25 protein-coding genes and 2 pseudogenes are annotated in these 22,955 nt (G+C 71.7%); 13 read left to right on the forward strand and 14 right to left on the reverse strand.

Annotation, left to right across the window (positions count from 1 at the left end):
- Positions 1 to 149: 149 nt before the first annotated feature.
- Complete coding sequence (locus ACZ60Q_RS25835; RefSeq protein WP_469639139.1) at positions 150 to 1,046, reverse strand: RpnC/YadD family protein; 897 nt, start codon at positions 1,044 to 1,046, stop codon at positions 150 to 152.
- A gap of 102 nt (positions 1,047 to 1,148) precedes the next feature.
- On the opposite strand from ACZ60Q_RS25835, the gene ACZ60Q_RS25840 reads away from it, so the two are divergent.
- A complete protein-coding gene (locus tag ACZ60Q_RS25840) occupies positions 1,149 to 1,646 on the forward strand; it encodes a hypothetical protein (RefSeq protein ID WP_469639142.1) in 498 nt (165 codons plus the stop codon).
- Between the two features lie 108 nt (positions 1,647 to 1,754).
- Here ACZ60Q_RS25840 and ACZ60Q_RS25845 read toward each other — a convergent pair whose 3' ends face one another.
- Positions 1,755 to 2,483, reverse strand: a complete 729-nt coding sequence (locus ACZ60Q_RS25845) for a pentapeptide repeat-containing protein (protein WP_469639145.1) — start codon at positions 2,481 to 2,483, stop codon at positions 1,755 to 1,757.
- A gap of 102 nt (positions 2,484 to 2,585) precedes the next feature.
- Here ACZ60Q_RS25845 and ACZ60Q_RS25850 point away from each other — a divergent pair, with 102 nt between their 5' ends.
- Both ACZ60Q_RS25850 and ACZ60Q_RS25855 read left to right on the forward strand, forming a co-directional pair.
- On the forward strand, positions 2,586 to 3,776 hold the full coding sequence (locus ACZ60Q_RS25850; protein ID WP_469639148.1) for an NAD(P)-binding protein: 1,191 nt from the start codon (positions 2,586 to 2,588) through the stop codon (positions 3,774 to 3,776).
- Positions 3,777 to 3,856: 80 nt separating this feature from the next.
- Positions 3,857 to 4,858: a zinc-binding dehydrogenase gene (locus ACZ60Q_RS25855; protein ID WP_469639151.1), complete on the forward strand. Its 1,002-nt coding sequence runs from the start codon at positions 3,857 to 3,859 to the stop codon at positions 4,856 to 4,858.
- Here the strand turns inward: ACZ60Q_RS25855 and ACZ60Q_RS25860 are convergent, their stop codons facing one another.
- Positions 4,859 to 5,293 (reverse strand): hypothetical protein, encoded by a 435-nt coding sequence (locus ACZ60Q_RS25860; protein ID WP_469639154.1) that lies wholly within the window; start codon positions 5,291 to 5,293, stop codon positions 4,859 to 4,861.
- Positions 5,294 to 5,341: 48 nt separating this feature from the next.
- Here ACZ60Q_RS25860 and ACZ60Q_RS25865 point away from each other — a divergent pair, with 48 nt between their 5' ends.
- From ACZ60Q_RS25865 to ACZ60Q_RS25900, 8 genes are all read left to right on the forward strand, one after another.
- Entirely contained in the window at positions 5,342 to 5,755 is a 414-nt protein-coding gene (locus ACZ60Q_RS25865) for a hypothetical protein (RefSeq protein ID WP_469639157.1), read from the forward strand.
- 422 nt (positions 5,756 to 6,177) lie between these two features.
- Entirely contained in the window at positions 6,178 to 6,930 is a 753-nt protein-coding gene (locus ACZ60Q_RS25870) for a DUF6879 family protein (RefSeq protein WP_469639159.1), read from the forward strand.
- The gene (locus ACZ60Q_RS25875) at positions 6,927 to 7,769 is read left to right on the forward strand and encodes a helix-turn-helix domain-containing protein (protein WP_469639162.1); all 843 of its coding nucleotides are present in this window, start codon (positions 6,927 to 6,929) and stop codon (positions 7,767 to 7,769) included. The genes ACZ60Q_RS25870 and ACZ60Q_RS25875 overlap by 4 nt, the downstream gene beginning before the upstream one ends.
- An 87-nt stretch (positions 7,770 to 7,856) precedes the next feature.
- Positions 7,857 to 8,060, forward strand: a complete 204-nt coding sequence (locus ACZ60Q_RS25880; RefSeq protein ID WP_469639165.1) for a hypothetical protein — start codon at positions 7,857 to 7,859, stop codon at positions 8,058 to 8,060.
- Positions 8,057 to 8,269 (forward strand): hypothetical protein, encoded by a 213-nt coding sequence (locus ACZ60Q_RS25885; protein ID WP_469639168.1) that lies wholly within the window; start codon positions 8,057 to 8,059, stop codon positions 8,267 to 8,269. The genes ACZ60Q_RS25880 and ACZ60Q_RS25885 overlap by 4 nt, the downstream gene beginning before the upstream one ends.
- Entirely contained in the window at positions 8,266 to 8,478 is a 213-nt protein-coding gene (locus ACZ60Q_RS25890) for a hypothetical protein (protein ID WP_469639170.1), read from the forward strand. The genes ACZ60Q_RS25885 and ACZ60Q_RS25890 overlap by 4 nt, the downstream gene beginning before the upstream one ends.
- 92 nt (positions 8,479 to 8,570) lie before the next feature.
- Positions 8,571 to 8,717: a hypothetical protein gene (locus ACZ60Q_RS25895; protein ID WP_190344470.1), complete on the forward strand. Its 147-nt coding sequence runs from the start codon at positions 8,571 to 8,573 to the stop codon at positions 8,715 to 8,717.
- Complete coding sequence (locus tag ACZ60Q_RS25900) at positions 8,714 to 9,895, forward strand: methyltransferase domain-containing protein (RefSeq protein ID WP_469639174.1); 1,182 nt, start codon at positions 8,714 to 8,716, stop codon at positions 9,893 to 9,895. The genes ACZ60Q_RS25895 and ACZ60Q_RS25900 overlap by 4 nt, the downstream gene beginning before the upstream one ends.
- Before the next feature lie 58 nt (positions 9,896 to 9,953).
- Here ACZ60Q_RS25900 and ACZ60Q_RS25905 read toward each other — a convergent pair whose 3' ends face one another.
- Together ACZ60Q_RS25905 and ACZ60Q_RS25910 are read right to left on the reverse strand one after the other, a co-directional pair.
- Positions 9,954 to 10,439 (reverse strand): GNAT family N-acetyltransferase, encoded by a 486-nt coding sequence (locus ACZ60Q_RS25905; RefSeq protein WP_469639177.1) that lies wholly within the window; start codon positions 10,437 to 10,439, stop codon positions 9,954 to 9,956.
- A gap of 75 nt (positions 10,440 to 10,514) precedes the next feature.
- Positions 10,515 to 11,429 carry an aminoglycoside phosphotransferase family protein gene (locus ACZ60Q_RS25910; protein WP_469639179.1) on the reverse strand — a complete coding sequence of 305 codons (915 nt, stop codon included), beginning with the start codon at positions 11,427 to 11,429 and terminating at the stop codon, positions 10,515 to 10,517.
- Between the two features lie 118 nt (positions 11,430 to 11,547).
- Between ACZ60Q_RS25910 and ACZ60Q_RS25915 the strand changes: the two genes are divergently transcribed.
- Positions 11,548 to 12,948: an NAD(P)/FAD-dependent oxidoreductase gene (locus ACZ60Q_RS25915; RefSeq protein ID WP_469639182.1), complete on the forward strand. Its 1,401-nt coding sequence runs from the start codon at positions 11,548 to 11,550 to the stop codon at positions 12,946 to 12,948.
- Between the two features lie 86 nt (positions 12,949 to 13,034).
- On the opposite strand, the gene ACZ60Q_RS25920 is transcribed toward ACZ60Q_RS25915, so the two are convergent.
- Entirely contained in the window at positions 13,035 to 13,481 is a 447-nt protein-coding gene (locus ACZ60Q_RS25920) for a MarR family winged helix-turn-helix transcriptional regulator (RefSeq protein ID WP_469639185.1), read from the reverse strand.
- A 233-nt stretch (positions 13,482 to 13,714) separates the two neighbouring features.
- On the opposite strand from ACZ60Q_RS25920, the gene ACZ60Q_RS25925 reads away from it, so the two are divergent.
- Positions 13,715 to 15,181 (forward strand): MFS transporter, encoded by a 1,467-nt coding sequence (locus ACZ60Q_RS25925; protein ID WP_469639188.1) that lies wholly within the window; start codon positions 13,715 to 13,717, stop codon positions 15,179 to 15,181.
- A 101-nt stretch (positions 15,182 to 15,282) separates the two neighbouring features.
- On the opposite strand, the pseudogene ACZ60Q_RS25930 reads toward ACZ60Q_RS25925, so the two are convergent.
- From ACZ60Q_RS25930 to ACZ60Q_RS25965, 8 genes and pseudogenes are all read right to left on the reverse strand, one after another.
- Positions 15,283 to 15,474 (reverse strand): annotated as a pseudogene (locus tag ACZ60Q_RS25930) (hypothetical protein); the annotation flags it as partial.
- Positions 15,475 to 15,477: 3 nt separating this feature from the next.
- Positions 15,478 to 15,810 (reverse strand): annotated as a pseudogene (locus ACZ60Q_RS25935) (diiron oxygenase); the annotation flags it as partial.
- 203 nt (positions 15,811 to 16,013) lie between these two features.
- Positions 16,014 to 17,306 carry a cytochrome P450 gene (locus tag ACZ60Q_RS25940; protein ID WP_469639191.1) on the reverse strand — a complete coding sequence of 431 codons (1,293 nt, stop codon included), beginning with the start codon at positions 17,304 to 17,306 and terminating at the stop codon, positions 16,014 to 16,016.
- Positions 17,307 to 17,409: 103 nt separating this feature from the next.
- Positions 17,410 to 18,201 carry an ABC transporter permease gene (locus ACZ60Q_RS25945; RefSeq protein ID WP_469639194.1) on the reverse strand — a complete coding sequence of 264 codons (792 nt, stop codon included), beginning with the start codon at positions 18,199 to 18,201 and terminating at the stop codon, positions 17,410 to 17,412.
- Positions 18,198 to 19,199, reverse strand: a complete 1,002-nt coding sequence (locus tag ACZ60Q_RS25950) for an ATP-binding cassette domain-containing protein (RefSeq protein ID WP_469639197.1) — start codon at positions 19,197 to 19,199, stop codon at positions 18,198 to 18,200. Before ACZ60Q_RS25950 ends, ACZ60Q_RS25945 begins: the two co-directional genes overlap by 4 nt.
- 130 nt (positions 19,200 to 19,329) lie before the next feature.
- Positions 19,330 to 20,220, reverse strand: a complete 891-nt coding sequence (locus ACZ60Q_RS25955; protein ID WP_469639203.1) for a DUF4097 family beta strand repeat-containing protein — start codon at positions 20,218 to 20,220, stop codon at positions 19,330 to 19,332.
- 131 nt (positions 20,221 to 20,351) lie between these two features.
- Positions 20,352 to 20,879, reverse strand: a complete 528-nt coding sequence (locus tag ACZ60Q_RS25960) for a type II toxin-antitoxin system HicB family antitoxin (protein WP_469639206.1) — start codon at positions 20,877 to 20,879, stop codon at positions 20,352 to 20,354.
- 451 nt (positions 20,880 to 21,330) lie between these two features.
- Positions 21,331 to 22,893 (reverse strand): MFS transporter, encoded by a 1,563-nt coding sequence (locus tag ACZ60Q_RS25965; protein ID WP_469639209.1) that lies wholly within the window; start codon positions 22,891 to 22,893, stop codon positions 21,331 to 21,333.
- Positions 22,894 to 22,955 lie beyond the last annotated feature (62 nt).

A 22,955-nucleotide genomic window follows, 5' to 3' on the forward strand; every position in this document is an offset into this window, starting at 1 on the left:
CGGGCCTGGCCCTCACGACGGTCACCCCGCTCGCCGATGCCGCACCGTTCGCCGTGATCGAGGCCGTGGCCGACTGACCGACGCCGAGCGCCGCCGCCAGAAGTTGCCGACGTGCGCGCGAGGACAGGACCTCCGGGACGAACCGGCGATCAGATCTCCTTGAGCACCGCGTCGGCGGTCGTCGCCGTGACGGCCCGCTCGAACCACACATCGAGCACTGTGAGGTCCTTGCAGGCGGCGATCCGCTGCCGGGCTTCGTCCGGCACCGTGACACCGCGCACCATGAGAATCCGCAGGATGTCCTCGGCCCGGCCTTCGACCCGGCCCTCGGCCCGGCCTTCGTCGCGGCCCTCGTCGCGGAAGCTCTCGGCGACGAAGCCGCGGAAGTGACTGAGACCAGTGCCCATCAGGTTCCTCCAGATCTCACGGGCCGGGGTGGCTCCCAGACCCGCCTCGGTGAATTCGGCGAAAACCGCTGCGGCGTCGGCGTCCGTGGCCCGGAGCGCGTCGGCAAGGGCCTCCAGTATGGCAGCGATGCCGTGATCGTTACTATGGGTGATCGCCGAGAACACGGCCATCGGGATGTCTTCGGCCGCCCTGGCGGCGTCCGTGACCATGGGTACGTTGTGCGGCCCGAGCACCAGGGGAAGAACGGCCAGACTCGGGTGCTTCTCCAGGCCGATGCGGATCGGCTCGGCTGCCCACTCCGCCGTCCCCTTGTCCCGGCAGACGACCAGGAGTACGCACGGATAGCGGAACTTCGCATAGAGGTGGGCGAGGTAGTACGCCCAGCTACTGCGCTTGTCCGGGTCCTTCCTGCCCTGAGCCTCGATCGCCAGCAACAGGGAACCCCCGTCGGCCACATCGATGCGCAGCAACGTGTCCACGTGCCGTTCGAGCGGTCTGATCTCCGTGAGATCCGTGTCCATGAGCGACACCGCGACGGGCTCCGGAAAGGGGATGCCCAAGGTGCGGAAGGCACTGGCGAATAGACCCGGATGCTCCTGGAAGATCCGATGATGAGCCTCATGAGGCGAACTGACCATATGCCGGAGACTAAAGACCCTTCGGCATAGGCGTCCGGCATATGCCGACCGCTTCACCCGATCGTGTCGGTCCGCCTCCGGCGGACATGACACCATCGATCCGTGCTCGACATCGGCTACTCCCTCTCCCGCCGCTTCCCCGACCCCCCGCAGACCGACTACCGCCGCGCGGACGTCCGCGCGCTGCGGCACGATCTGTTCTCCGGCGACGTCTACCTCGCGGACACCAAGGCGGACCGCGAGGTGTCCACAGCCTGGGGATGGGTGCCGGTGCTGGACTTCGCGTGGGCGCTGTGCGACATCGTCGAGCAGATCGACCAGGACCCGCGCGGCAACCGCTCGCACCGGCAGCAGTACGCGGAGCTGGACTTCACCGAGTCCTCGGACCGGATGCTGTTCGAGCGGCGCTTCGGCTGGGTCGACGTCGAGGCGGACTGGATGCCGGGCGACGAGCCCCCGCTCACCTTCGGCCACTCCCTCCTGCGCCGGGAGGCCCGCGACTTCCTGCACGACCTGATCGCCGACCTGGCCGACATGCACGAGGGCCTCGCCGACAACCCCGTGATCTGGGACCTCCAGGCCCGCTTCCCCCGTTTGTGAGGTGCCCGGGAGCCGCTTCCCTCGCATGCGAGGGCCCGGGTCCCGCTCCCCGCCCGCGACAAGGCTCCGGGGGCCGCTTCCCCGTGCGTGCGGGCCCCCGGGGTTCGGTCACGCCTCCACCCGCACCCCGATCTGCGCCGCGAACGCCGGGGCCAGCTCCATCAGCTGCGACGGGCTGATCACCGCGCCCGCCAGCCGGTCCACACCCCGCGCGATGTCCAGCTCGGCCACCGCGCGCAGGTCCACCGACTCCATCCGGACCCCGCTGAGGTCCGCCCGCTTCAGCACGCAGTCCCGGAACTCGACGCGGACCAGGTGCGCGTTCCCGAAGTCCGGCTCGCAGAGCACACAACCCTCGAAGACGACGTCCTTCAGCCGGGCCTCGCGCAGATTCAGATAGTCGATCTTGCCGCCCCGCACCACCACCCGCTCCAGCACCGCACCGTGCAGCTGCACCCCGCCCAGGCGCGCGTCCACCACCTCCACGTCCCGCAGTGACGCCTCCGCGAGATCGGTGCCCACTCCCCGTACGCCCGTCAGCACCGCGTCGATGAAGCGGGCCCGCACCAGCTCCGCGCGGTCCAGGGCGCAGCCGTCCAGGGCGCAGTCCATGAACCGGGCCCCCCGGCCCGACGCGTCCGACAGATCCACCCCGTCGAACCGCACCCCGTCGTAGTCCCCGTCCGGCTCCAGGCCCTCGCCGTCGTAGGGAAGGAGCGGCGGCAGCCGCACCTCCGGACGCCGCGCCGCCGCGATGGTGTCCTTCTTGCCCTTGGTCGCTCCGGTCGTCCTGCCCGACCTGGTCGCCCCGGTCGTCCTGCCCGCGCTCGCTGCCATGCCCCCATCGTGACGTACCCCACTGACAACGCCCCGGCGACCGTGTCACGAGCAGCCGCCCCCGATCCGTCGCATCATCAAAGACGCGAAGGAGATCCAGCCATGGAACACATCCACGTCATCGGCGGCGGCCTCGCCGGTCTCACCGCCGCGATCACCGCGGCCGAGTCCGGTGCGCGCGTCACCCTGCACGAGGGCCACCGGACCCTCGGCGGCCGGGCCAGGACCGCGGACGGGCCGTACCGCGCCAACGAAGGCCCGCACGCCCTGTACCGGCGCGGGCCGCACTGGAACTGGCTGGCCCGGCGCGGTCTTCTCGGCGCCGTCGTCCCCGTACCGCCCCTCGAAGGCCTCCGCTTCCGCTTCCGCCGCGCGGGAGCCGCCCGCCGGACCCCGCCCGTGGCCCTGCTACGGCTCGCCCGCAGGGCCCCCCGCACCGCGCCGGTGGAGGACGCCTTCCTGGAGTGGGCCGCCGGACAGGTCGGCGAGGAGGGGGCCAGGGCCGCCGCGAACTTCGCCGCCACCGCGCTGTTCCACCACGACCCCGGGGCGCTCTCCGCCCGGTTCGTCCAGGAGCGCCTGCACCGCCTGGCCTCGTTCCCGCCCGAGGCCCACTACCCGGTCGGCGGCTGGGCGCCGCTCGTCGAGCGGATGGCCGGCCACGCCCGGGGCCTCGGGGTCGGCATCGAGACCGCCGCCCGCGTCGACACCCGGACGCTCGGCGAGCTGGCCCGTACCGGACCGGTCGTCGTCGCCACCTCCCTGGACTCCGCCCGCGTCCTCCTCGACGACACGTCCCTCACCTGGGAGAGCGGCCGCACCGTCCTGCTGGACCTGGCGGTGCGCACCCGCCGCGGCGACGCGTTCGTCGTCTCGGACCTGGACGCGCCCGGCTGGCTCGAGCGGTTCACCGCCCAGGATCCCGGCCTCGCCCCGGCCGGCGAACAACTGCTCCAGGGCCAGTTCCCGATCGGCCCCGACGCCCGCAGGGCGGAGGGGACCGCGCGGGCCGAGGAGCTCCTCGACCTCGGCTTCCCGGGCTGGCGGGAGCGCACCACCTGGCGCGTCGAGGCCCTCGCCGACGGCCGCACCGGAGCCGTCGACCGCCCCGGCACCACTTGGCGGGACCGGCCCTCCGTCGTCCGGGGCGATGGGATCTTCCTGGCGGGCGACCAGGTCGCCGCCCCCGGACTCCTCAGCGAGGTCTCCTTCACCAGCGGCCTCGAAGCCGCGCTGCTCGCCGTACGGGCCGCCGGGCAGCGCTCCCGGACGGGACCCCGGGACCGGGGTTGACCCCAAGCGGACTTGAGGTACGAGGGTGGGGGCACAGCCCGCCGCGGGCACGCCCGCGGCGCGACCCCAGGGAGCCCGTCATGCACGCCGTACGCCTTCACGTCTTCGGCCCCGCCGAAAACCTCGTGTACGAGAGGACCGAGGACCCCGTTCCCGGCCCTGGCCAGGTACGTATCACCGTGGCCGCGGCCGGGGTGCACCTTCTGGACACCGCTCTGCGGGAAGGGGAGCGCGGCCCCTACCCGGAGCCCGTCGGACTCCCCACCGTCCCCGGCCGCGAGGTCGCCGGAACCGTCGAGTCGGTGGGCGAGGGAGTCGACGCCGACTGGCTCGGCAAGCGCGTCGTCGCCCATATCGGCATGGCGCCGGGCGGATACGCCGAACTGACCGTCACCGAGGCCGACCGGCTCCACGAGATCCCCGAGGGGCTCGACGCCGCCGGGGCCGTCGCCATGATCGGCACCGGCCGCACCGCCCTCGGCATCCTCGGGTTCACCCCGCTCGGCCCGGATTCCGTGGTCGTCGTCACCGCGGCGGCGGGCGGGATCGGCACCCTCGTCGTCCAGTACGCGAAGAACGCGGGGGCCACCGTGATAGCGCTGGCCGGAGGCCCGGCGAAGGTGGCCCGGTCGGAGGCCGAAGGCGCCGACCTCGCCCTCGACTACACCCGCCCCGACTGGCCGCGCCTGGCCCGTGAACACCTCGACGCGGCGGGACTGCGGGCCACCGTCGTCTACGACTCCGTCGGCGGGACCATCGGCCGCGCCGCCGTGGACCTCCTCGGCCCCGGCGGGCAGCACGTGGTCTACGGCTGGTCGGGCGAGGGGATCCTCGGCGGAGGACCGCTCACCTTCACCGCCGGAGAGCTGGCCGAACGCGGCATCACGTCCGGGTCCGTCCTCGGTCCGGAGATGATCGAGAAGGGCGGCGGTCTGCGCGCCCTGGAGACCCGTGCCCTCGCCGAGGCGGCGGCCGGCCGGCTGCGGCCCGCCGTACAGCGCTTCCCGCTCGCCGAAGCCGCCGCCGCACACCGCGCGCTGGAGACCCGGGGCACGATGGGCAAGGTGGTCCTGGAGCCGTAGTCAGGCCCTGCGCCCGTCGGCCCCCAGGCGGGCCAGAGCCCCGTCCGTCAGCCGGTACACCGTCCACTCGTCCTGCGGTTCCGCGCCGCCACAGCCTGACTCGGTGATTTCGGTGGACGTGGCAGGCTCCCAGCGCGGAGCTTCGTCATCGGGCGTGTCCGGACTCGCGAAATGGAAGGGAACCGCGAGATGGGCGGCCAAGGCTCTTCCGGCCCTTTCGGCAGCCACTGCCTCCTGGCGACGTAGGCCGCATTCCTCACCCTCTCCGAGATGTCCTCTCGCCGTGCTCGCGTAGATGGTGGCCAGCACATGCTCTTCCACGGGGTCGGCAGTAGTGGCCAGCAGTCTCACAAACCAGTCGTGGACCGTGTCGCCGTCCCAGATCGCCTCGATCGCGACGATCCGACCGGTGACTCCACCGGCACGGTAGGCCAAGGGCTCCAGATCGAGAGGACTCTCCGGAGCGCGAGCGATCCTGTCACCATGGTGGGCATAACGGTCGCCGACGATGAGCTGAGCCGTACCGACTCCCACGTCATCACGGACAAGGCCGACGTCAACGACGACGCGGACCGCTGCGAGCATGGCGTCCTGGCGGTCTTCCTGCGCCGCAGTTGGACCGGTTACGAGATCTACGAAGCAGCATTCGTTCCCGCTGAGAGCGGAGGGTGGACGATCGCCGGCGCCATGGTCGAATCCGACCCGGAGCGCTATGGCGGTACCTCGGACATGCGGGCCGCTCTGACGCTGGAGCTTGTGCGCAGCGCGATCGTGCTGGGTGAGGACGCTACCGAGCTACGAACTCGGCTGGTGGAACTGGCCACCTCGTCCTCCAGCAGCGATGCAACTCCTGGAGTCGTACTGCACAGCATCCTCGGCCTGCACTCGGGAACCTGAACCGTTCAGATTCCCGGGGCCGCGCATCTGCTGGCCGTGCATCGCCGAATCGCGGCAGCTCTGGGTGATCCGGACCTGGGGGGAGCCCCCCAGGTCAAGCAGAGACGGATCGAAGAGTGATAGCAGCTCGGTCTCTGTACGGGTTCCAAGGTCTGCGCGACGACGCGGCGCACACCGGGTACACCTCTGGCCTGCGGATACGCGCTCCCAGAGGGGGCGTAGCACCTTTGCGAGTCAGCCTGACCCCTTGTTTCGGCGCTCTGCCCGTCGCCACCAACCTGACCTCTCGCCCCTCTCCATGCGCCCGGAAGCAGGGCCCTGTTTGCGTCCGACCCGAGAATCATCGCGAATCAAGCAAGACAGGGACACCGCGCCCACCCCATCCTGGTCGGGACTTGTCCGCTGGTGGGAGGGGAACGGCAATGGCACGGCGGCTCCGGTTCATCGGTACCAACTCCGGCAACGACGGATGCCCGACCTTGTACGAGGACCTGGACTCCGGGGAAGTGCTGGTCCAGGGCGACGTCGTGACCGACCCCCACGACGTGGCACAGCTCCGGAACGTCAAGGACGGGGAGGGGTTCGTGGTCGTCCCGCGCGTCCTCCTGGCCGACTTCGCTCCGAGGGATGTGGAGAGGACGCCCGTGCTGATCGGCTTCGAGGAGTTCGCCGGGATGTTCAGGACCTTCGCGCACACGGCCTGGCGTCTGGAGACCCGGCGCCGCTACCAGTCCGACGAGGGGACCGAAACGTACCAGCGGTTCGTCCGGGGCGAGGACGCCGGCTGGGGCCTGAACGACCCCTGGTGCATGTCCCGGCGTGAACAGTCAGCCCTGGGGAAGCGATTCGAGCGGGTGCGCGTCGCCGACAACCCGCCCACGCCCGGTCAGCGCTACCTCCTCGACAACGCCCGCCGCAACAGCGCGGTCGGCGAGGCATCCGCAAACCTGTGGCGCTCCGAGGCCGAAGCGCTCCAACTCCCCGACGAAGACTTCTGGCTCTTCGACTCCCGGGTCATCGCCCGCCTCCACTTCGATGCCGACGACGTGATGACCGGCGTCGAGCTGGTCACGGACCCCGTCGAGGTTGCCCGCGCGTGCCAGGTCCGGGACGCCGCGTGGCATCACGCCGTCCCGTACGACGCCTTCGCGCAGCAGGTGCCGTCCGCCGAGTGAGCACCGACTTCCAACAAGCACGGGTTGCCCTCGGTGCACGGCTGCGCGAGCTGCGCACCGATCGGCGGCTCACCGGGCGCCAGTTGGCGGTTCTGCTCGGCTGGACCCAGTCCAAGATCAGCAAGCTGGAGACCGGCCGCCAGACCGCCACGACGGACGACCTACTGGCATGGGCGCAAGCCACCGGCCATCCGGAGGCGGCGCAGGAGCTGATCACCCGGCTCCGGAGCCTCGAGTCCCGATCCCGCGCGTGGCGCAGACAGCTCGCCGCGGGCCACAAGCCGGTCCAGGACACCCTGACGGCCGAGTACGAACGTACGAGGACGTTCCACGTCTGGCAGGGCTCCACGGTCGTGGGCATGCTCCAGACCGCCGAGTACGCCCGCCACGTCTTCACCCGCTACGCCGACCTCCACCGGTCCGTCCGGGACACCGAGGAAGCCGTACGGGCTCGCGTGAAGCGCCAGGAGATGCTCTACGAGCCGGGGCGCACGTTCCACATCGTGATGTGGGAGGCCGCGCTCCACGCACTCGTGTGCCCTCCTTCCGTACTGGCCGCCCAGCTCGACCGCCTGGCGGGAGTCCTCGGACTGGACACCGTCTCGCTGGGCATCGTCCCGTTCGGCGCCTCCCTGAAGATCCCGCCGGCCAACGGCTTCTGGCTCTACGACGACCGCCTGGTGATCGCGGAGGACTGGCACGCGGAACTCTGGCTGGACGACGCGGACAGCGTGGGCGTGTACCGGAAGGTCTGGCACGCACTCTCCGACTCAGCGGTCTACGGGGCGGACGCCCACCGCGTGATCGCCCGCGCCCGGCGGGCTCTCGACACCGCCTGAGAATCCACCGGAAGATCACGGACCAGCCCGAGAATCCCGGCGAATCAGGCCCCACAGCCCCCAGCGACCGGCCCTAGCGTCCCTCTCATGGACAGCTCGCACGAACTGGAGACAGTGACCCCGAGCACGGTCGTGGAGTCGCTGCGCGAATCGCTGATGGCCGCTGGAATCGTTCTCCCCTCCCTCGGCATCGACCCGGCACCGCCCGGCCCGGGTCTGGTGAGACCGGGCAGTGTCCGCCCCGACGTCGCCATGAAGCTGGCGCACATCGTGAGGCGGGGGCACGCATGACCACTCGCGACGCCCACGAAGGGCGTACGGAGCCCGGCCGGGTGCAGTCCGAGGGCCCGGACCTGAGCCCCGGCAACGCCTTGAAGTGGCGTCCGTGCGAGTGCGGCCGGCCAGTCTGCCCCGACTACCGCGCAGCCACCAGCAGCGCTCAGCAGCTGAACATCAAGGTGACCGAAGCGAACCGGCGGAGCCAGGAGACGGCACGGTGAGCGCCCCGCCGGAGCCGCCCCCCGAGTCCTGGGACGACGTAGCGGCCCAACTCCACGACCTCCGGGAGTGCGGCGAATGGGCCGCACAGCTCTCCCGCCACCTGACTCCGGGAAGTCCCTTTCTGGAGTTCCTGGCAGAGGCCGGAGAAGGGCAGATGGAGGCCCGGCCTGAGCGCACCTCCAAGGCCCGCACCCCAGGGTCCGACTGACCCCACCCACAAACTCCGCCCCGGTGACCGATCCACAAATCACCCAGGGCGGCCCACAGCACCACTCATCCATCACGAGAAGGAGCACGCTCATGGGCGGACAGCACGGCGGAGGTACTGGCTCGGGTCAGGGCGGAAGCCAGCAGGACGACGGCCAGTCGGGCGCCGGTCACGGCGGAGGCGGCTCGGAGGGCCAGGACTCCGGTCACAGCGACACGAAGGGCAGCGGCACCAAGTGACCGAACGCGCCACGACGGAGGCCGGCCCCCAGGGGTTGGCCTCCCGGCTCATGGACACCGGGGCCCTGACGTCCGACTGGCTCCCCGCTTACCAAGCCGTACTCCGGGAGTGGTTCGCCCCGGACGTGATCTGGCCCGGAGTCGGCCCGGCCGACGGCGGACCAGTGGCGGCCATCGACCGCCGGACCGACCCGGAGGCGTGGTTCCGCGCGGTCTACTCGGACACCTCCCTGACCACACAGTGGGACGACGGCGACCACACGGGATCCGACCGGGGCTCCATCCCGACGTGCAGCAACTCCCAGCCCGCCATGGTGTTCTCCATGCTGGCGGCCCTGGACGTGCAACCTGGAGCCAAAGTCCTGGAAGTAGGCACGGGCACCGGCTGGAACGCGGCTCTGCTGTCCGAACGGGTCGGTTCGGAGAACGTGACCACCATCGAGTTCGACCCTGCGAACGCGTCCACGGCCCGAGCCCGCCTGGACGCCACCGGCTACCACCCGGTGGCCGTCGTCGGAGACGGCTCCCAGGGCTGGCCGGGGCGCGCCCCGTACGACCGTGTGCTGATCACGGCCTCCCTCCGGGAGGTCCCGGCGGACATCATCCGGCAGACCCGGCCGGGCGGGGTCATCGTCTGTCCGTACGCCACGGAGTACGGCGGGGAGGCCGTGGTCCGGCTGACCGTCCAGGAGGACGGGAGTGCGTCCGGTCCGTTCGTCGGCTCCTCCGCCTTCATGCGGCTCCGGCAGCACCGCGCCTACCGCACGCACGTGAAGACGTACCTGGGCGGGAAGCCGTGGCCGGCCGACGGCCGCCGTACGACGGCCTCCCTCTCCCCGGAGGACGTGGCCGACTGGCTCCCCATGTTCGCCATCGGACTCCAGACGCAGGGGATGTTCCCTTACCCGGAGAGACTCGACGCCGGGCGCTACACGCTCTGGCTCCGGGACACCCACGTCACGTCCTGGGCGTCGATCGACTTCGTACCCGGCGAGGAGGAGTTCGAGGTCTACCAATCCGGCCCGCGAGAGCTGTGGAGCGAACTCAGAGCGGCCCACGCCTGGTGGAACGACCAGGGCCGCCCCGGGTTCGAGCGGTTCGGCCTCATCGTGAGCCCTGACGGAACCTCCCGGGCCTGGCTGGACTCCCCGGAGCACCCGGTCCCGGCTGTCGGGTAGCTGGACAGCCACGCCGCCCGGGACCGTCTCCTCACGGTCCCGGGCGGGCGCCCGGCGGCTACTCCACCCCGCTGCCCAGCTTGCGCAGCGCATCGTCCGTCAAGCGGTTCACGGTCCACTCGTCCATTGACACCGCTCCGACCGATCGGTAGAAGTCGATGGCAGACAAATTCCAGTCGAGGACGGACCACTCCAGTCGCTGGTAGCCGCGCTCCACGCAGATCCGTGCCAGCTCCGACAACAGCGCCCTGCCGTGGCCGCCGCCGCGCCGGCCGGGGCGGACGTACAGGTCCTCCAGGTAGATGCCGTGCACTCCGCGCCAGGTGGAGAAGTTCAGGAACCACAGCGCGAAGCCGATCACCTCACCGCCGCCGTCGTCGGCCGTCGCCACGTGCGCGTAGGCGGCGGGCCGGTCGCCGAACAGCGCCTCGTTCAGCTGCTCCTCGGTGACGACGACCTCGTCGAGAGCCTTCTCGTACGCGGCGAGATCCCGCACCAGGCAGTGCAGGACAGGGACGTCTTCAGGTGTGGCGGTACGAATCATGGGCGCAGCGTAGGCAACCCTCGGCCGCCACCCCACCGCTTTCTCCCGGACCCGGCACACGGAAGGCGGCGTCCCTCACCGCCCCAGCAGCCGCCGCGCGATCTCCGCGTGGTCGGGGGAGATCCGGCCCTCCCCGCTCCCCGCCGCCCACAGCCCGTTCTGGAGCACCCGCCCCAGCGTCCAGGCCCGTGCCCGCTCCCGGTCCCGCTCCAGGCCCAGCGCCTCCGTCAACGCGTCGAACCGCCACAGCACCTCGTCGGCGTCGAAGAGGTTGTCCAGCGCCGGGAACAGTTCGAAGCCCGGGTCCCCCGCGAGCGGCTTCGGATCGAGCGCCACCCACTCCCCGGCCCGCCCCGCGTCCGCGCGCCCGGCCAGGATGTTGTCGTAGTGCAGGTCCCAGTGCAGCAGCCGGTCCCCCGGCTCCCCCGCGACCTCCCGCACCGCCGCCGCGCAGTCCGCGATCAGCCGCCGGTCCGCCGCGTCGCCCAGCAGGCCCACTCTCTCCGGCACCGCCGCGAGCATCCGCCGCGCCACATCGCCCAGCGTGCGCAGCCCCTCCGGCGCGGGCACCGCCACCAGCCGGGCCAGCACCGCACCGAGGACCGTCACCGCTCCCCGCACGTCGGCCTCGCCGGACAACGGCCGCCGCTCATCGAGCCGTTCCAGCAGCATCGCGCCGGTCTCCGGGTCATGGCCGAGCAGCTCCACCGCCCCGGCCCCCGCGACGGTCCACGCCCGCAGCGCGACCGGTTCGCCCGCCGTCTCCTCGTCCACCGACTGGAGCTTCAGCGCGGCGGACCGCCCGTCCGCCTCCCGCACCACCGGCAGGACCAGCGCGCACATCCCGTACATCGACGGGCCGTCCGGCCGCAGCCCCCACCGCTCCAGGCACCGCTCGGCGAGGTCGGGCAGGGCGGCGACGAAGGCCCGGCCGGCCGCTCCGTTGTAGTGGGACTGCGTCGCGGCCAGCTCCTCGGGGATATCGATCACGCCCTCCAGCTTAGGGAGGCGGCAGGCCGCAGGAGACGGAACGGCCCCGCGCGCAGTAACGTCCCGCCACACGTACGCTCGGCATCTCACCGGACCGGGCAGGGACACCAGGGGCATCATGAACACCGTCAGTACCGTTGTCGGCGGCATATCGTTCTGGTACGCGCAGGAGGGCACCCCCGCCCCGCGCGAACCCCTCCCCGGCGACACGAGCGTCGACGTCTGCATCGTCGGCGGCGGCTACACCGGGCTCTGGACGGCGTACTACCTGAAGAAGGCCGTCCCCTTCCTCAACATCACCGTCCTGGAGGCCAAGTTCTGCGGCTACGGGGCCTCCGGCCGCAACGGCGGCTGGCTGTACAACGGCATCGCGGGCCGTGACCGGTACGCCAAGCTGCACGGCCACGACGCCGCCGTACGGCTCCAGAAGGCGATGAACGACACCGTCGGCGAGGTCGTCAGGGCCGCCGCGGAGGAGAAGATCGACGCCGACATCCACCGGGGCGGCGTCCTGGAAGTGGCCCACACCCCCTCCCAGCTCGCCCGTCTCAAGGACTTCCACAGCGTCGAGATCGCCTTCGGGGAGAGTGACCGGGTCCTGCGCGGCGCCCGCGAGACCGCCGAGCGCGTCCATGTGACCGGGGCCGTCGGCTCGACCTGGACCCCGCACGGCGCCCGCCTGCACCCGGCCAAGCTGGTCAAGGGCCTCGCGGACGCGGTGGAGGCGCTCGGCGTGACCATCCACGAGTCGACGCCGGTCACCGAGATCAAGCCCAAGCACGCCGTGACGCCGTACGGCACGGTCCGCGCCCCGTACATCCTGCGCTGCACCGAGGGCTTCACCGCGAGCCTGAAGGGGCAGAAGCGCACCTGGCTCCCGATGAACTCCTCCATGATCGTCACCGAGCCGCTGCCCGCCCGGATCTGGGACACGATCGGGTGGGAGGGCCGCGAGACCCTCGGCGACATGGCCCACGCCTACTTCTACGCCCAGCGCACCGCGGACGACCGCATCGCGCTCGGCGGCCGGGGCCACCCGTACCGCTTCGGCTCGGCCACCGACCACGACGGGCGCACCCGGCCCGCCACCGTGGCCGCGCTGCGCGACCTGATGGTCCGGCTCTTCCCCACCACGGCGGGCGTCCACGTCGACCACGCCTGGTCCGGCGTCCTCGGCGTCCCGCGCGACTGGTGCGCCACGGTCACCCTGGACCGTTCGACGGGCCTGGGCTGGGCGGGCGGTTACGTCGGCTCCGGCGTCGCCACGGCCAACCTCGCCGCCCGCACCCTGCGCGACCTGATCCAGCAGGACTCCGGCCAGGCGGGCCCGACGGATCTCACCGCCCTGCCCTGGGTCAACCACAAGGTCCGCCGCTGGGAGCCGGAGCCCTTCCGCTGGCTCGGCGTCCACGGCATGTACGCGGCCTACCGCGCCGCCGACCGCCGCGAGAGCACCTCGCCCCGCCCCGGCACGGACCCCGTCGCCAGGGTGGCGGACCGCATCGCGGGCCGCCACTGAGCCACCGGGCCGCGCCCCTGTCCATGCTGTTCCGGGCCGTGCTGTTCCGGGCCGCACCTCTGGTCCGCACTGTTCCGGGCCGTGCTTCAGTCGCGGGGCCAGGGCCGTCCGTCGAGACGCTCGATGGAGAGGTTCAGGCGGCCGAGGGAGGCGGCGAGTTGCTCGGCCTCCTCGGGGGTCCAGTCCGCAAGGACCTTCGCGAGGCCCGCCAGATTCCTGCTCCGGTCGTTGTCGAGGCGGCGTTCGCCCTCGTCGGTGATGGCGAACTTGCGGGCGATGCCGCCGTCGGGGTCCGGGATGCGCTCGACGACCCCGGCCCGCAGCATCGCGGCGGTCTGCCGGTTGAGCGTGGAGGCGTCCAGGCCGAAGGCGTCGCTGAGCTGGCTGATCGCCATGGGGCCTTCCACCTGGATCCGGCTCAGCAGGATGTAGGCGCTGCGGTCGAGCCGCCATTCCACGCGCGGGCTGAGCAGATGCATGTACCGGCCGAGCAGCATGGTCTCGCGTTCGATCCGGTCGATGGGCTTGTCCACGCGCTCTTCCGCTCTCTTCTTCGTTGACCAGGCCTATCACGATAGATGTGCATTATGCACATGCTATGCATGATGCATATTCCATGTATCTTGCATAGTCGAACGCCGAGGACGCGTACACGAGCACGAGCACGCGCACGAACAATCCGCGAACACGAGCACGAGCACGTACGCGAGCAAGAGCGGCCGGAACGAACGACAGGCCCGCAAGGGCAAGAGGGAGAGCAGCACCCGTGGAGAGTTCACCCCCCACAGCCCGCCCGGGAGGCGTGGTCGGCATCCTGGCCTTCGCCGGCATCGTGGCGGCACTCACGCAGACCCTGGTGGTGCCGCTGATCGCGGAGCTGCCGAAGATGTTCGACACCTCCGCGTCGAACGCCTCCTGGGTGATCACCGCCACCCTGCTGGCCGCCGCCGTGGCCACGCCCGTCGCCGGCCGGCTCGGCGACATGTACGGCAAGCGCCGCATGCTGCTGCTCTCGCTCGTCCCGCTGGTCCTCGGCTCGATGGTCTGCGCCCTGTCCTCGTCGGTGGTCCCGATGATCGCCGGGCGTGGGCTCCAGGGCCTGGGCATGGGCGTGGTCCCGCTCGGCATCAGTCTGCTGCGTGATGTGGTGCCGGCCGAGAGGCTCGGCCCGTCCATCGCGATCATGAGCGCCTCGATGGGCGTGGGCGGCGCGCTGGGCCTGCCGTTCGCCGCCGCCATCGCGGAGAACACCAGCTGGCGGGTGCTGTTCTGGGTGGTCGCCGTGCTGGCCCTCGCGGTCGGCGCGCTGATCCTGGCCCTGGTCCCCGGGGACCGCCCGGCCACCAGGTCCACCGGCTTCGACCTGCTCGGGGCCGCCGGCCTCGGCGCCGCGCTGATCTGCCTGCTGCTGGCCGTCTCCAAGGGCGCCGACTGGGGCTGGGGCAGTGCCACCACGCTCACCCTCTTCGCCGCCGTGCTGGTGCTGCTGCCCGCCTGGGGCTGGTGGGAACTGCGCCTGGCCGAACCGCTGGTCGACCTGCGCGTCGCCGTCCGCCCCCAGGTCCTGATGACGAACACAGCCTCGATCCTGGTCGGCTTCGCGATGTACGCGCAGTCCCTCGTCGTGCCGCAACTGCTCCAGCTGCCCCGGGCCACCGGGTACGGCCTGGGACAGTCGATGCTGGCGATGGGCCTGTGGATGGCCCCTGCGGGCCTGATGATGATGGCGATGTCCCCGGTCGGCGCGAAGCTGTCCGCCGCCAAGGGCCCGAAGGTCACCCTGGCCGTCGGCAGCCTCCTCATCGCCGCCGGCTACGGCCTGTCCGTACCGCTGATCGGCGCGGACTCGCCGTGGAGCCTGCTGATCGTCACCCTCGTCTGCAACTCGGGCGTCGGCTTCGCGTACGGGGCGATGCCCGCGCTCATCATGGGCGCGGTGCCCCGGTCCGAGACCGCGTCGGCGAACAGCTTCAACGCCCTGATGCGCTCGATCGGCACGTCCTTCGCGGCGGCGGTGATCGGAGTGGTCCTGGCCCGGATGACCACGGACTTCGGCGGCTTCGCGCCGGCCTCCCAGAACGCCTTCCGCGTCGCGATGCTCATCGGCTGCGGGGTGGGCCTCGCGGCGGCGGTCGTCGCCGCTCTCATACCCGTACGCCCGGCGACCGTGCCGCTTCGGCCGGTCGCGGACGGCCCCACAGGGGTACCGGATGCCTCGGAGTCCAAGGCCTGATCGTCGCCGTCCGGACGGGAGCACGGCCCGTGGCCCGTGGCCCGTGGCCCGACGGCTGAACCGGCGGGTCACGGGCCGGACTGCGGACGGTGACCCCGCACCGCGGTCACGGCACTGCGGTCGCGGCGACGCGTCAGCACGTCAGCCGCCCGGCCCTCGCCGTCGCGACCAGCTCCTCGACGGTGGCGAGCTTCACCCGGGGCAGGCAGTGTCCCGGCGACCGCGTCGCCCAGGAGCGTCCCGACCGTCTCGGCCGCGCAGGTGCGGTTCGCGCCGATCCCGCCGGAGGGCCCCGCTTCCGCGCCCGCCGGGTCCTTCATGTAGATGTCGCGCAGCACCATCTGCTGGAGGATCATCTCGAACCAGATCCCCGCGCCGGCGACCGAGGCCGCCTCCTGCCGGGTGAGTTCCTTGCGCTGCCCCTCGGTCAACTCACCCCAGGAGGGGGTCCCGTAGAGACTGCACCACTCCGGGCTCGCGCCGTGGAACTCCTTGTCCAGCGGTTATTCCCAGTCCACCTCGGTGGCCGGGTCGTACGCCAGCCGCGCGGCCGAGTCGAACAGCCGCCGCGCGACGTCGTCGCCCTCGGGACTCTCCTGGACCTTCGACGGAACGGTGCTGCCGGCCATGCCGCGGCTCCTTGGGTCGAGTGCGGCGATCCTCGATCGTGGTGAGGTGCGTACGTCGGCCGACCGCCGCGTACGGAGTCGGCTCGCGCTGTACGGAATCGACTCGCGCCGTACGGGGTCGGGTCGTGCTGTACGGGATCACCGGGGCCGGGGGCGACGGCCCGCGCCGGACCGGACACCGGCCGACCCGGGAGGGTTCGGCGCTACTCCTCCCCCCAGGCGACCGGCAGGGAGACCACTCCGTAGATGCTGGAGCGTTCACGCAACGGCACTTCCCCCGGTGCGACCGCGAGGCGCAGGGCGGGAAAGCGGGCGAAGAGCGCCGGGAGCGCCACGGTCATCTCGACGCGGGCGAGCTGCTGGCCGAGGCACTGGTGGGGCCCATGGCCGAAGGAGAGATGCCCGGTGGCCCGGCGGTGGATGTCGAGCCGGTCGGGCTCGGGAAACCTGCGCGGATCACGGTTGGCGGCCTGCACGGAGACGGTCACCGTCTCCCCCGCCCTGATCAGTTCGCCCTCCACCTCGACGTCCTCCAGCGCGGACCGCAGCAGCGGGTCGGCCACGCTGAGATAGCGCAGCAGCTCCTCCGCGGCCGGACCGGCGAGATCCGGGTCGGCGCGCAGGGCCTCCAGTTGAGCGGGGTTGGCCAGCAGGGCGAAGACGCCGAGGCCGAGCATGTTCGCGGTGGTGTCGAGCCCGGCGGCGAGGAGCAGCCCACCGATACCGGCCAGCTCCTCGTCGCTGAGGACGGAGGCGGGGCCGGCGCCGGGGGCCGTGCCCGCGCCGGGGCCGGGTGCGGCGAGGTCGCTGAGCAGGTCGTCGGTGGGCTCGGCCCGCTTGGCGAGGACGAGTTCACCGACGTACCGCAGCAGCCCCGCGTAGGCCTCGTCCCTGGCCCCGGCGTCGGCCGCCTGGTCGAAGATGACCTCGACCAGCCCCAGAAAGCGCCCCCGGTCGGCGTAGGGCACACCGAGCAACTCGCAGATCACGAGTGTGGGCACGGGCCGCGCGAAGGCCTCCACCAGGTCGGCCGAGGACCCGGCCCGCTCCATGGCATCCAGGCAGTCGGCGGTGAACCGCTCGACACGGGAGGTCAGTTGGCGCATGCGGCGCACGGTGAACCGGCCGGCGAGCAGTCGGCGGTAGCGGGTGTGCTCCGGGGCGTCGAGGCCGATGATGTCCCCGACGGGTGCCGGCGGCAGCTCCGCCGGCGCGCCTTCCATCGGTATCGGCAGGTGCAGGAGTTCGTAGCGGGAGCTGAAACGCGGATCGGCCAGCACCGCGCGGGCGGCCGCGTGCCCGGTGACCAGTCGGCCCACGTGCCCGTCGGCATAGCGCAGGCGGCGGACCGGCCGGTCGCTCAGCGCGGTGAGCCCGACGGGCGGATCGAAGGGGCAACCGGTGTGCCGGTCGGTGGGCAGGACGGGCGGCTCGTCGGCGTTCGCGGAGCCGGGGTTCGGGGAGTCGGGGTTCGCGGAGTCGGGGTCGTACGGCATCAGGCTCTCCCCGGGTCGTGGGATGGAGGTAAGGCAGATGAGGTCACTGGAGGCGAGATCACTGAAGTCGAGATCGCCGGGGTTGAGATCACCGGAGACGAGGTCACCGGGGGTCCTGCCCGAACTTCGCGGTCGACCAGAAGTAGCCGAGCACCACGAGCCCGAGGCTCCAGCCGACGGCGAGCCACCCGTTGTGCCCGATCTCGCTGCCGAGCAGCAGACCGCGCAGCGTCTCGATGGCCGGGGTGAAGGGCTGGTACTCCGCGATCGGCTGGAACCAGCCCGGCATCGTCTCCACCGGGATGAAGGCGCTGGACAGCATCGGGAGCAGGACCATCGGCAGGGCGTTGTTGCTGGCCGCCTCGGCGTTCGGGCTGATCAGCCCCATGCCGACGGCGATCCAGGTGAGGGCGGCGGAGAAGAGCACGAGCAGCCCGAACGCCGCCAGCCACTCCAGGACCGTGGCGTCCGTGGAGCGGAAGCCGATGGCCACGGCGACCGCGCCGACCAGGACCACGCTGAGCACGCTCTGCAGCACGCTGCCGACGACATGCCCGACGAGCACGGAACCGCGGTGGATCGCCATGGTGCGGAAGCGGGCGATGACACCCTCGGTCATGTCGTTGGAGACGGACACCGCGGTCCCGACCACGGTGGAGCCGATGGTCAGCATCAGCAGCCCCGGCACGATGTAGGCGATGTACGCGGAGCGGTCGGCCCCCCCGCCGCCGATGCCCGCGCTCATCACGTCACCGAAGATGTAGACGAAAAGCAGCAGGAGCATGACAGGCGTGAGGAGCAGGTTCAGGGTGAGCGAGGGGTAGCGCCGGGCGTGCAGCAGATTGCGGCGCAGCATCGTGGACGAGTCGCGTACGGCGAGGGAGAGGGAACTCATCGGGCGGTCTCCTTGGGCTGGTTGTTCCGGGCGGGCGCGCCTGAGCCGGTGAGGGCGAAGAACACGTCGTCGAGGTCGGGGGTGTGCACGGTCAGCTCGTCCGCCTCGATGCCGGCCGAGTCCAGCCAGTCGAGGATGGAGCGCAGTTCGCGCTGGCTGCCGTCGCTGGGGATCTGGAGCGACAGGGTCTCGTCGTCGCGGTTGACCTCGCGCAGCGCCGAGGCGGCTGACCGGTAGGCGTCCGGGCCGGTGAAGCGGAGCTTGACGTGGCCGCCGGGGATCAGGCGTTTCAGCTCCTCGGCGCTGCCCTCGGCGGCGATCCTCCCGTCGTTGAGGACGGCGATGCGGTCGGCGAGTTCGTCGGCCTCCTCCAGGTACTGCGTGGTGAGGAAGACGGTGACGCCGTCGGAGACCAGCTCGCGGATGATGCCCCACATGGTGTGGCGGGAGCGCGGGTCGAGGCCCGTGGTCGGCTCGTCGAGGAAGATGATCCGCGGGGAGCCGACCAGCGTCATCGCGATGTCGAGCCGCCGCTTCATGCCACCGGAGTAGCCCGCGGCGGGCTTCTTCGCCGCCTCCACCAGGTCGAACCGCTCCAGCAGTTCGGCGGCGACCCGCCGCCCCTCGCGCCGGGACAGGTGGTGCAGGTCGGCCATCAGCAGCATGTTCTCCTCACCGGTGATCAGGCCGTCGACGGCGGAGAACTGCCCGGTGACGCCGATCGCGGCGCGCACGGCCTGCGGGTCGACGGCCGGGTCATGGCCGCCGATGCTCAGTTCGCCGGCGTCGGCGGTGATGAGGGTGGAGAGGATCTTGACCGCGGTGGTCTTGCCCGCGCCGTTGGGGCCGAGCAGCGCGAAGACGGTGCCGGCCGGAACGGCCAGGTCGATGCCGTCCAGGACGGCCTTGGCGCCGTAGGACTTGCGCAGTCCGGTGGCGGTGATCGCCTGCGCCGCGGCCTGGGCGGCAAGCGGTACGGAGGCCCGGGTGACAGTCATGCTGTTTCCCTTTCGCGAACGGTGAATCGGAGTGGGCGGAACGAGAGGCGGGCGCGGCGGCACCGGCCGAGCGGGCACGGCGGCACCAGCCGCGGCGGAATCAGGCGCGGCGGAATCAGGCGCGGCGGAATCAGGCGCGGCGGACGATGATGTCGCCGGCCCCGCTCCGGGCGTGCACCTCGACGGTCTCGTCGGATTCCTCGGGCCCGGCGGCGGCGCCGAGCGTATTGCGTACGGTGCCGAACTTGGGGTTCAGGTCGAGCCAGGCCGCGGTGCCCTCGTGGATGCCCACTTCGAGGTCGCCGACGGAGGTGCGCAGAGTGATGCGGCCGCGGATCACGTCGCCGACGCGGATGCGGCCGTTGGAGGAGGTCGCGTCGACCCCGGCGTGGGCGACGCCGACCTCGATCCGCCCGTTGGCCGACTTGGCGACGACGCTGCCGTGTGCGACGCCCACGGAGATGTCGCCGTTGGCCGCGTTGACCTTCAGCTCACCGCCGACCTCGTCGATCCCGGTCGCGCCGTTGCCGTTCTTGACGACGGCCGCCCCGGCGACGGCGCCGACCTCGACCCGGCCCGAGCCGATGACCTCGGCGTCCCCGGTGGAGCGGACCAGCCGGATGTCGCCGTGGTCGGTCCTGAGCTCGGCGACGGCCGCCTCTTCCACCTGGAGGTCGCCGAGCGAGGTCTTGAGCTGCACCTCGCCGAGCGGCCCTTCGCAGAAGAAGCCGCCCAGCGCGGAGGTGCCGCGTACATCGGACCCCGCGGGCAGTTCGATGCTCACCACGACGGCGCCCGGCTTGCCGAACAGGGAGCGCTTCTTGGGCGTCCTGACGGTGAGGCGGCCTCCCGTGCAGGAGACCTGGGTCTGCCGCACGGCGCGTACGTCGTCCTCGTCGGATCCATTGCCGGGCAGCACCTCGACAACCGTGTCGGTGCGCTTGCCGGCGGTGATGCGGGCGGTGCCGGCGTCCAGCTCGATGACGGCGGAGATCGGCTCGGGGGTCTCGAAAGAAGGCATGGCGGTTCCGTCCTCTTGGCTCGGTGAGTGATCAGTGACGTCGGCCGGATCGGCGATCCGCCGGTGAATGTGGTGCGGTTACAAGCTGAGCGGACCCAGCAGACCCAGTGGACCCAGCAGACCCAGCGGACCTAGCGGACCCAGCCGGTGAAGCCGCGACCGCCGCCGGAGTCCTTGCCGCGACCCGGTGCGCTCGCGCGCCCCCCGCCGTCGAGGGACATGGACACGGCCCGCACGAGCCAGGCGTTGGCCGACAGCCCCTCCGCCGCCGCGGCGCTCTCGGCGCGGCCCTTGAGGTGGGCGGGGAGGCGGAGGTTGATCCGCACCATGGCGCCGTCGTCGGCCTCCCCGGCCGCAGCCGCGGCCACCACGGGAGCCACGGCCGCCGCCGGCTCCTCCCGCACCGGCTCGGGCACCGGGGGCGGCGTCACCACGAACTCGGGATCGAGCCCGCGCAGCCGTACGTCGACCGAACCGGGAGCCAGCTCCCGGGTGACGTCACCCATGGCCGCGGAGAGCACGTTGAGCAGGGTCAGCCGGACGGCGGACTCCAGGGGAGCACTGAGCCGTTCGGCCAGGGCGCGGGCTTCGTCACCGCTGGCATCCGCGGCGACGGCGAGTTCCCGCCGGAGATGGTCGACGTAGGGGGTGAGGTCCATGACGCCATCATGGCACACGCATGGCGCCACGTCGAGCCACATTGGCACACCGTCCATCGGAAGGGGTCTGACCTGCGATTTCACGCAAGAGTGCACCGCATTGGCACCACAGGAGTGCCGATGCTGGCGACGCTTGGCGCCACGCAAGGACTATCTGGCACCACATGGCACCACCGAGTGGCTCAGTCACCCCGCCCCCCGCCCCCTTCACGCTTCACGCGCCCGGCGCGCGGCCCGCGCCTCCCGAGGAAGGGCGCGGGGCCGCCACCGAGATCACCCGCGCCGGAACCGCCACAGCAGGAAAAGGGGCGAGGGAAACAAGAGAAACCCAGGTCGGCGTCGCACCCGACCCGGGCTTCCCGCTGATCCCCTGCCGGATGCGAACCGACGGCCCACACATGGCGAGCCCGACAGACATGGCACGACCGTGAGCGATCGCGCTGCCCTCGGATCACGCCCGGTGCGCCGGTCGCAGCCGGCCGAGGCGGAAGCTCAGCACGGCCGTGCCGAGCGCCAGCGCGGCCAGGACGACCGCCGTCAGGTCGAAGGCCGAGGCGAAGTCACCGGGGCCCGTACCGGGTCCGGGCTCCTGGGGGTTCGCGCCGAGGAAGGCGCGGTAGAGCGCGCCGATGAGAGCCACGCCGAGAGCCATGCCCGCCTGCGTCACGGTGTTCAGCACACCGGACCCGGCACCCGCGTCGTCCGGGTGCACCCGGGACAGAACGGTGTCGACGAGCGGCGCCACGACCAGGCCCTGGCCGACACCGCCCAGGCCCATCACCACGGCAAGGCCGATCGCCTGCTGGTCCACCGGAAGACCGGTCACCGCGAACACCGCCGCCAGGCCGGCCGCCATGACGAGGCAGCCGGTCACCGAAACACCGATGCCGAAGCGGGCGGCGAGGGGCCGGCAGGCGGCCGAGGCGGCGATGAACCCGAGGCCCAGCGGGACGAAGACCAGCCCGGTGGCCATGGGGGTCAGACCCAGGCCCGACTGAAGGTGGTAGGTCAGGACCAGGAAGAGTCCGGCGTTGCCGCAGTAGAAGAGCACCACCGCCCCCATGCTCAGCGGGAATCCGCGGGCGCGCAAAAGCCTGCCGGGCAGCAGCGGGTCACCGCCGGAGCGTTCGACGTGCCGCTCCCAGTACAGGAACCCGGCAACGGCGACCACTCCGAGGGTGAGGCACAACCAGGTCCAGGCCGGCCGGCCCGCCTCGGCTCCGAGCATCAGCGGAATGAGCAGCAGCGGCAGCACGAGCGCGGTGAGCAGCGCGCCCACGACGTCGAGCCGAGGGCGCTGGGAACTGCGGCTCTCGGTGAGGGCGGGACCGGAGGCGACCAGAATCGCCAGTCCGACGGGCAGGTTGATCAGGAAGATCATGCGCCACCCCAGGCCCGCCACGTCCAGATCCATCAGCAGGCCACCGCCGATGAGTCCGGCGATCACCCCGGCGCCGATGGCGGCGCCGTACATGCCGATCGCCCGCGCCCGGTCGGCCTCCCGGACGAAGGTGGCCCGGACGATCGAGAGGATCTGCGGAGTCATCAGCGCCGCCGCGAGTCCCTGCAGCACGCGGGCGACGATGAGGGCATCGGCCGTGGGCGCGACGGCGCAGAGCAGGGAGGTGAGGATGAACGCCGCCACTCCGTACTGGAAGATCCGCTTGCGTCCCACCCGGTCTCCCAGGCGGCCACAGGTGACCATGCCCGCCGCGTAGGCGATGACGTACCCGTCGATGACGAACTGGAGCTGCCCGAATCCGGCGTGCAGGCCCGCCTGGATCCCGGGCGCGGCGACGTTCACGATGAACATGTCGATCTGACTCATGAACATCGCGGAGAGCACGACGGCGAGCCCCAGCCACTGCCTGCGGCCCGCGACGGCGGGCTCCGCCGCGTCGCCCTCCGGCCGGTCGGACGCTTGCCCGTGTGGCTCCTCGCCCGTGCGGTCCGGGCCCGACTGCCGCAAAGGCGCCGGGCGGGCGGTCGCCGCTTTCCGCTTCACTGGTTCCATGGGGTCACCCTTCGGTGTCTCGGTGCCGCTGTTGCGTTCACACGTTTAGAGCTAAATTTAGC

The sequence above is a fragment of the Streptomyces sp. NPDC104313 genome (genome assembly GCF_055583985.1).

Bases quoted from the DNA above. Each gene is read 5' to 3' on its own strand.
- ACZ60Q_RS25845 (WP_469639145.1), bottom strand. From the start codon at position 2,483: ATGGCAGCGAGCGCGGGCAGGACGACCGGGGCGACCAGGTCGGGCAGG.
- ACZ60Q_RS25955 (WP_469639203.1), bottom strand. From the start codon at position 20,220: ATGCCTTCTTTCGAGACCCCCGAGCCGATCTCCGCCGTCATCGAGCTG.
- ACZ60Q_RS25965 (WP_469639209.1), bottom strand. From the start codon at position 22,893: ATGGAACCAGTGAAGCGGAAAGCGGCGACCGCCCGCCCGGCGCCTTTG.
- ACZ60Q_RS25915 (WP_469639182.1), top strand. From the start codon at position 11,548: ATGAACACCGTCAGTACCGTTGTCGGCGGCATATCGTTCTGGTACGCG.
- ACZ60Q_RS25905 (WP_469639177.1), bottom strand. From the start codon at position 10,439: ATGATTCGTACCGCCACACCTGAAGACGTCCCTGTCCTGCACTGCCTG.
- ACZ60Q_RS25940 (WP_469639191.1), bottom strand. From the start codon at position 17,306: ATGCCGTACGACCCCGACTCCGCGAACCCCGACTCCCCGAACCCCGGC.
- ACZ60Q_RS25835 (WP_469639139.1), bottom strand. From the start codon at position 1,046: ATGGTCAGTTCGCCTCATGAGGCTCATCATCGGATCTTCCAGGAGCAT.
- ACZ60Q_RS25960 (WP_469639206.1), bottom strand. From the start codon at position 20,879: ATGGACCTCACCCCCTACGTCGACCATCTCCGGCGGGAACTCGCCGTC.
- ACZ60Q_RS25865 (WP_469639157.1), top strand. From the start codon at position 5,342: ATGGTGGGCATAACGGTCGCCGACGATGAGCTGAGCCGTACCGACTCC.
- ACZ60Q_RS25885 (WP_469639168.1), top strand. From the start codon at position 8,057: ATGACCACTCGCGACGCCCACGAAGGGCGTACGGAGCCCGGCCGGGTG.
- ACZ60Q_RS25945 (WP_469639194.1), bottom strand. From the start codon at position 18,201: ATGAGTTCCCTCTCCCTCGCCGTACGCGACTCGTCCACGATGCTGCGC.
- ACZ60Q_RS25950 (WP_469639197.1), bottom strand. From the start codon at position 19,199: ATGACTGTCACCCGGGCCTCCGTACCGCTTGCCGCCCAGGCCGCGGCG.
- ACZ60Q_RS25855 (WP_469639151.1), top strand. From the start codon at position 3,857: ATGCACGCCGTACGCCTTCACGTCTTCGGCCCCGCCGAAAACCTCGTG.
- ACZ60Q_RS25880 (WP_469639165.1), top strand. From the start codon at position 7,857: ATGGACAGCTCGCACGAACTGGAGACAGTGACCCCGAGCACGGTCGTG.
- ACZ60Q_RS25870 (WP_469639159.1), top strand. From the start codon at position 6,178: ATGGCACGGCGGCTCCGGTTCATCGGTACCAACTCCGGCAACGACGGA.
- ACZ60Q_RS25895 (WP_190344470.1), top strand. From the start codon at position 8,571: ATGGGCGGACAGCACGGCGGAGGTACTGGCTCGGGTCAGGGCGGAAGC.
- ACZ60Q_RS25850 (WP_469639148.1), top strand. From the start codon at position 2,586: ATGGAACACATCCACGTCATCGGCGGCGGCCTCGCCGGTCTCACCGCC.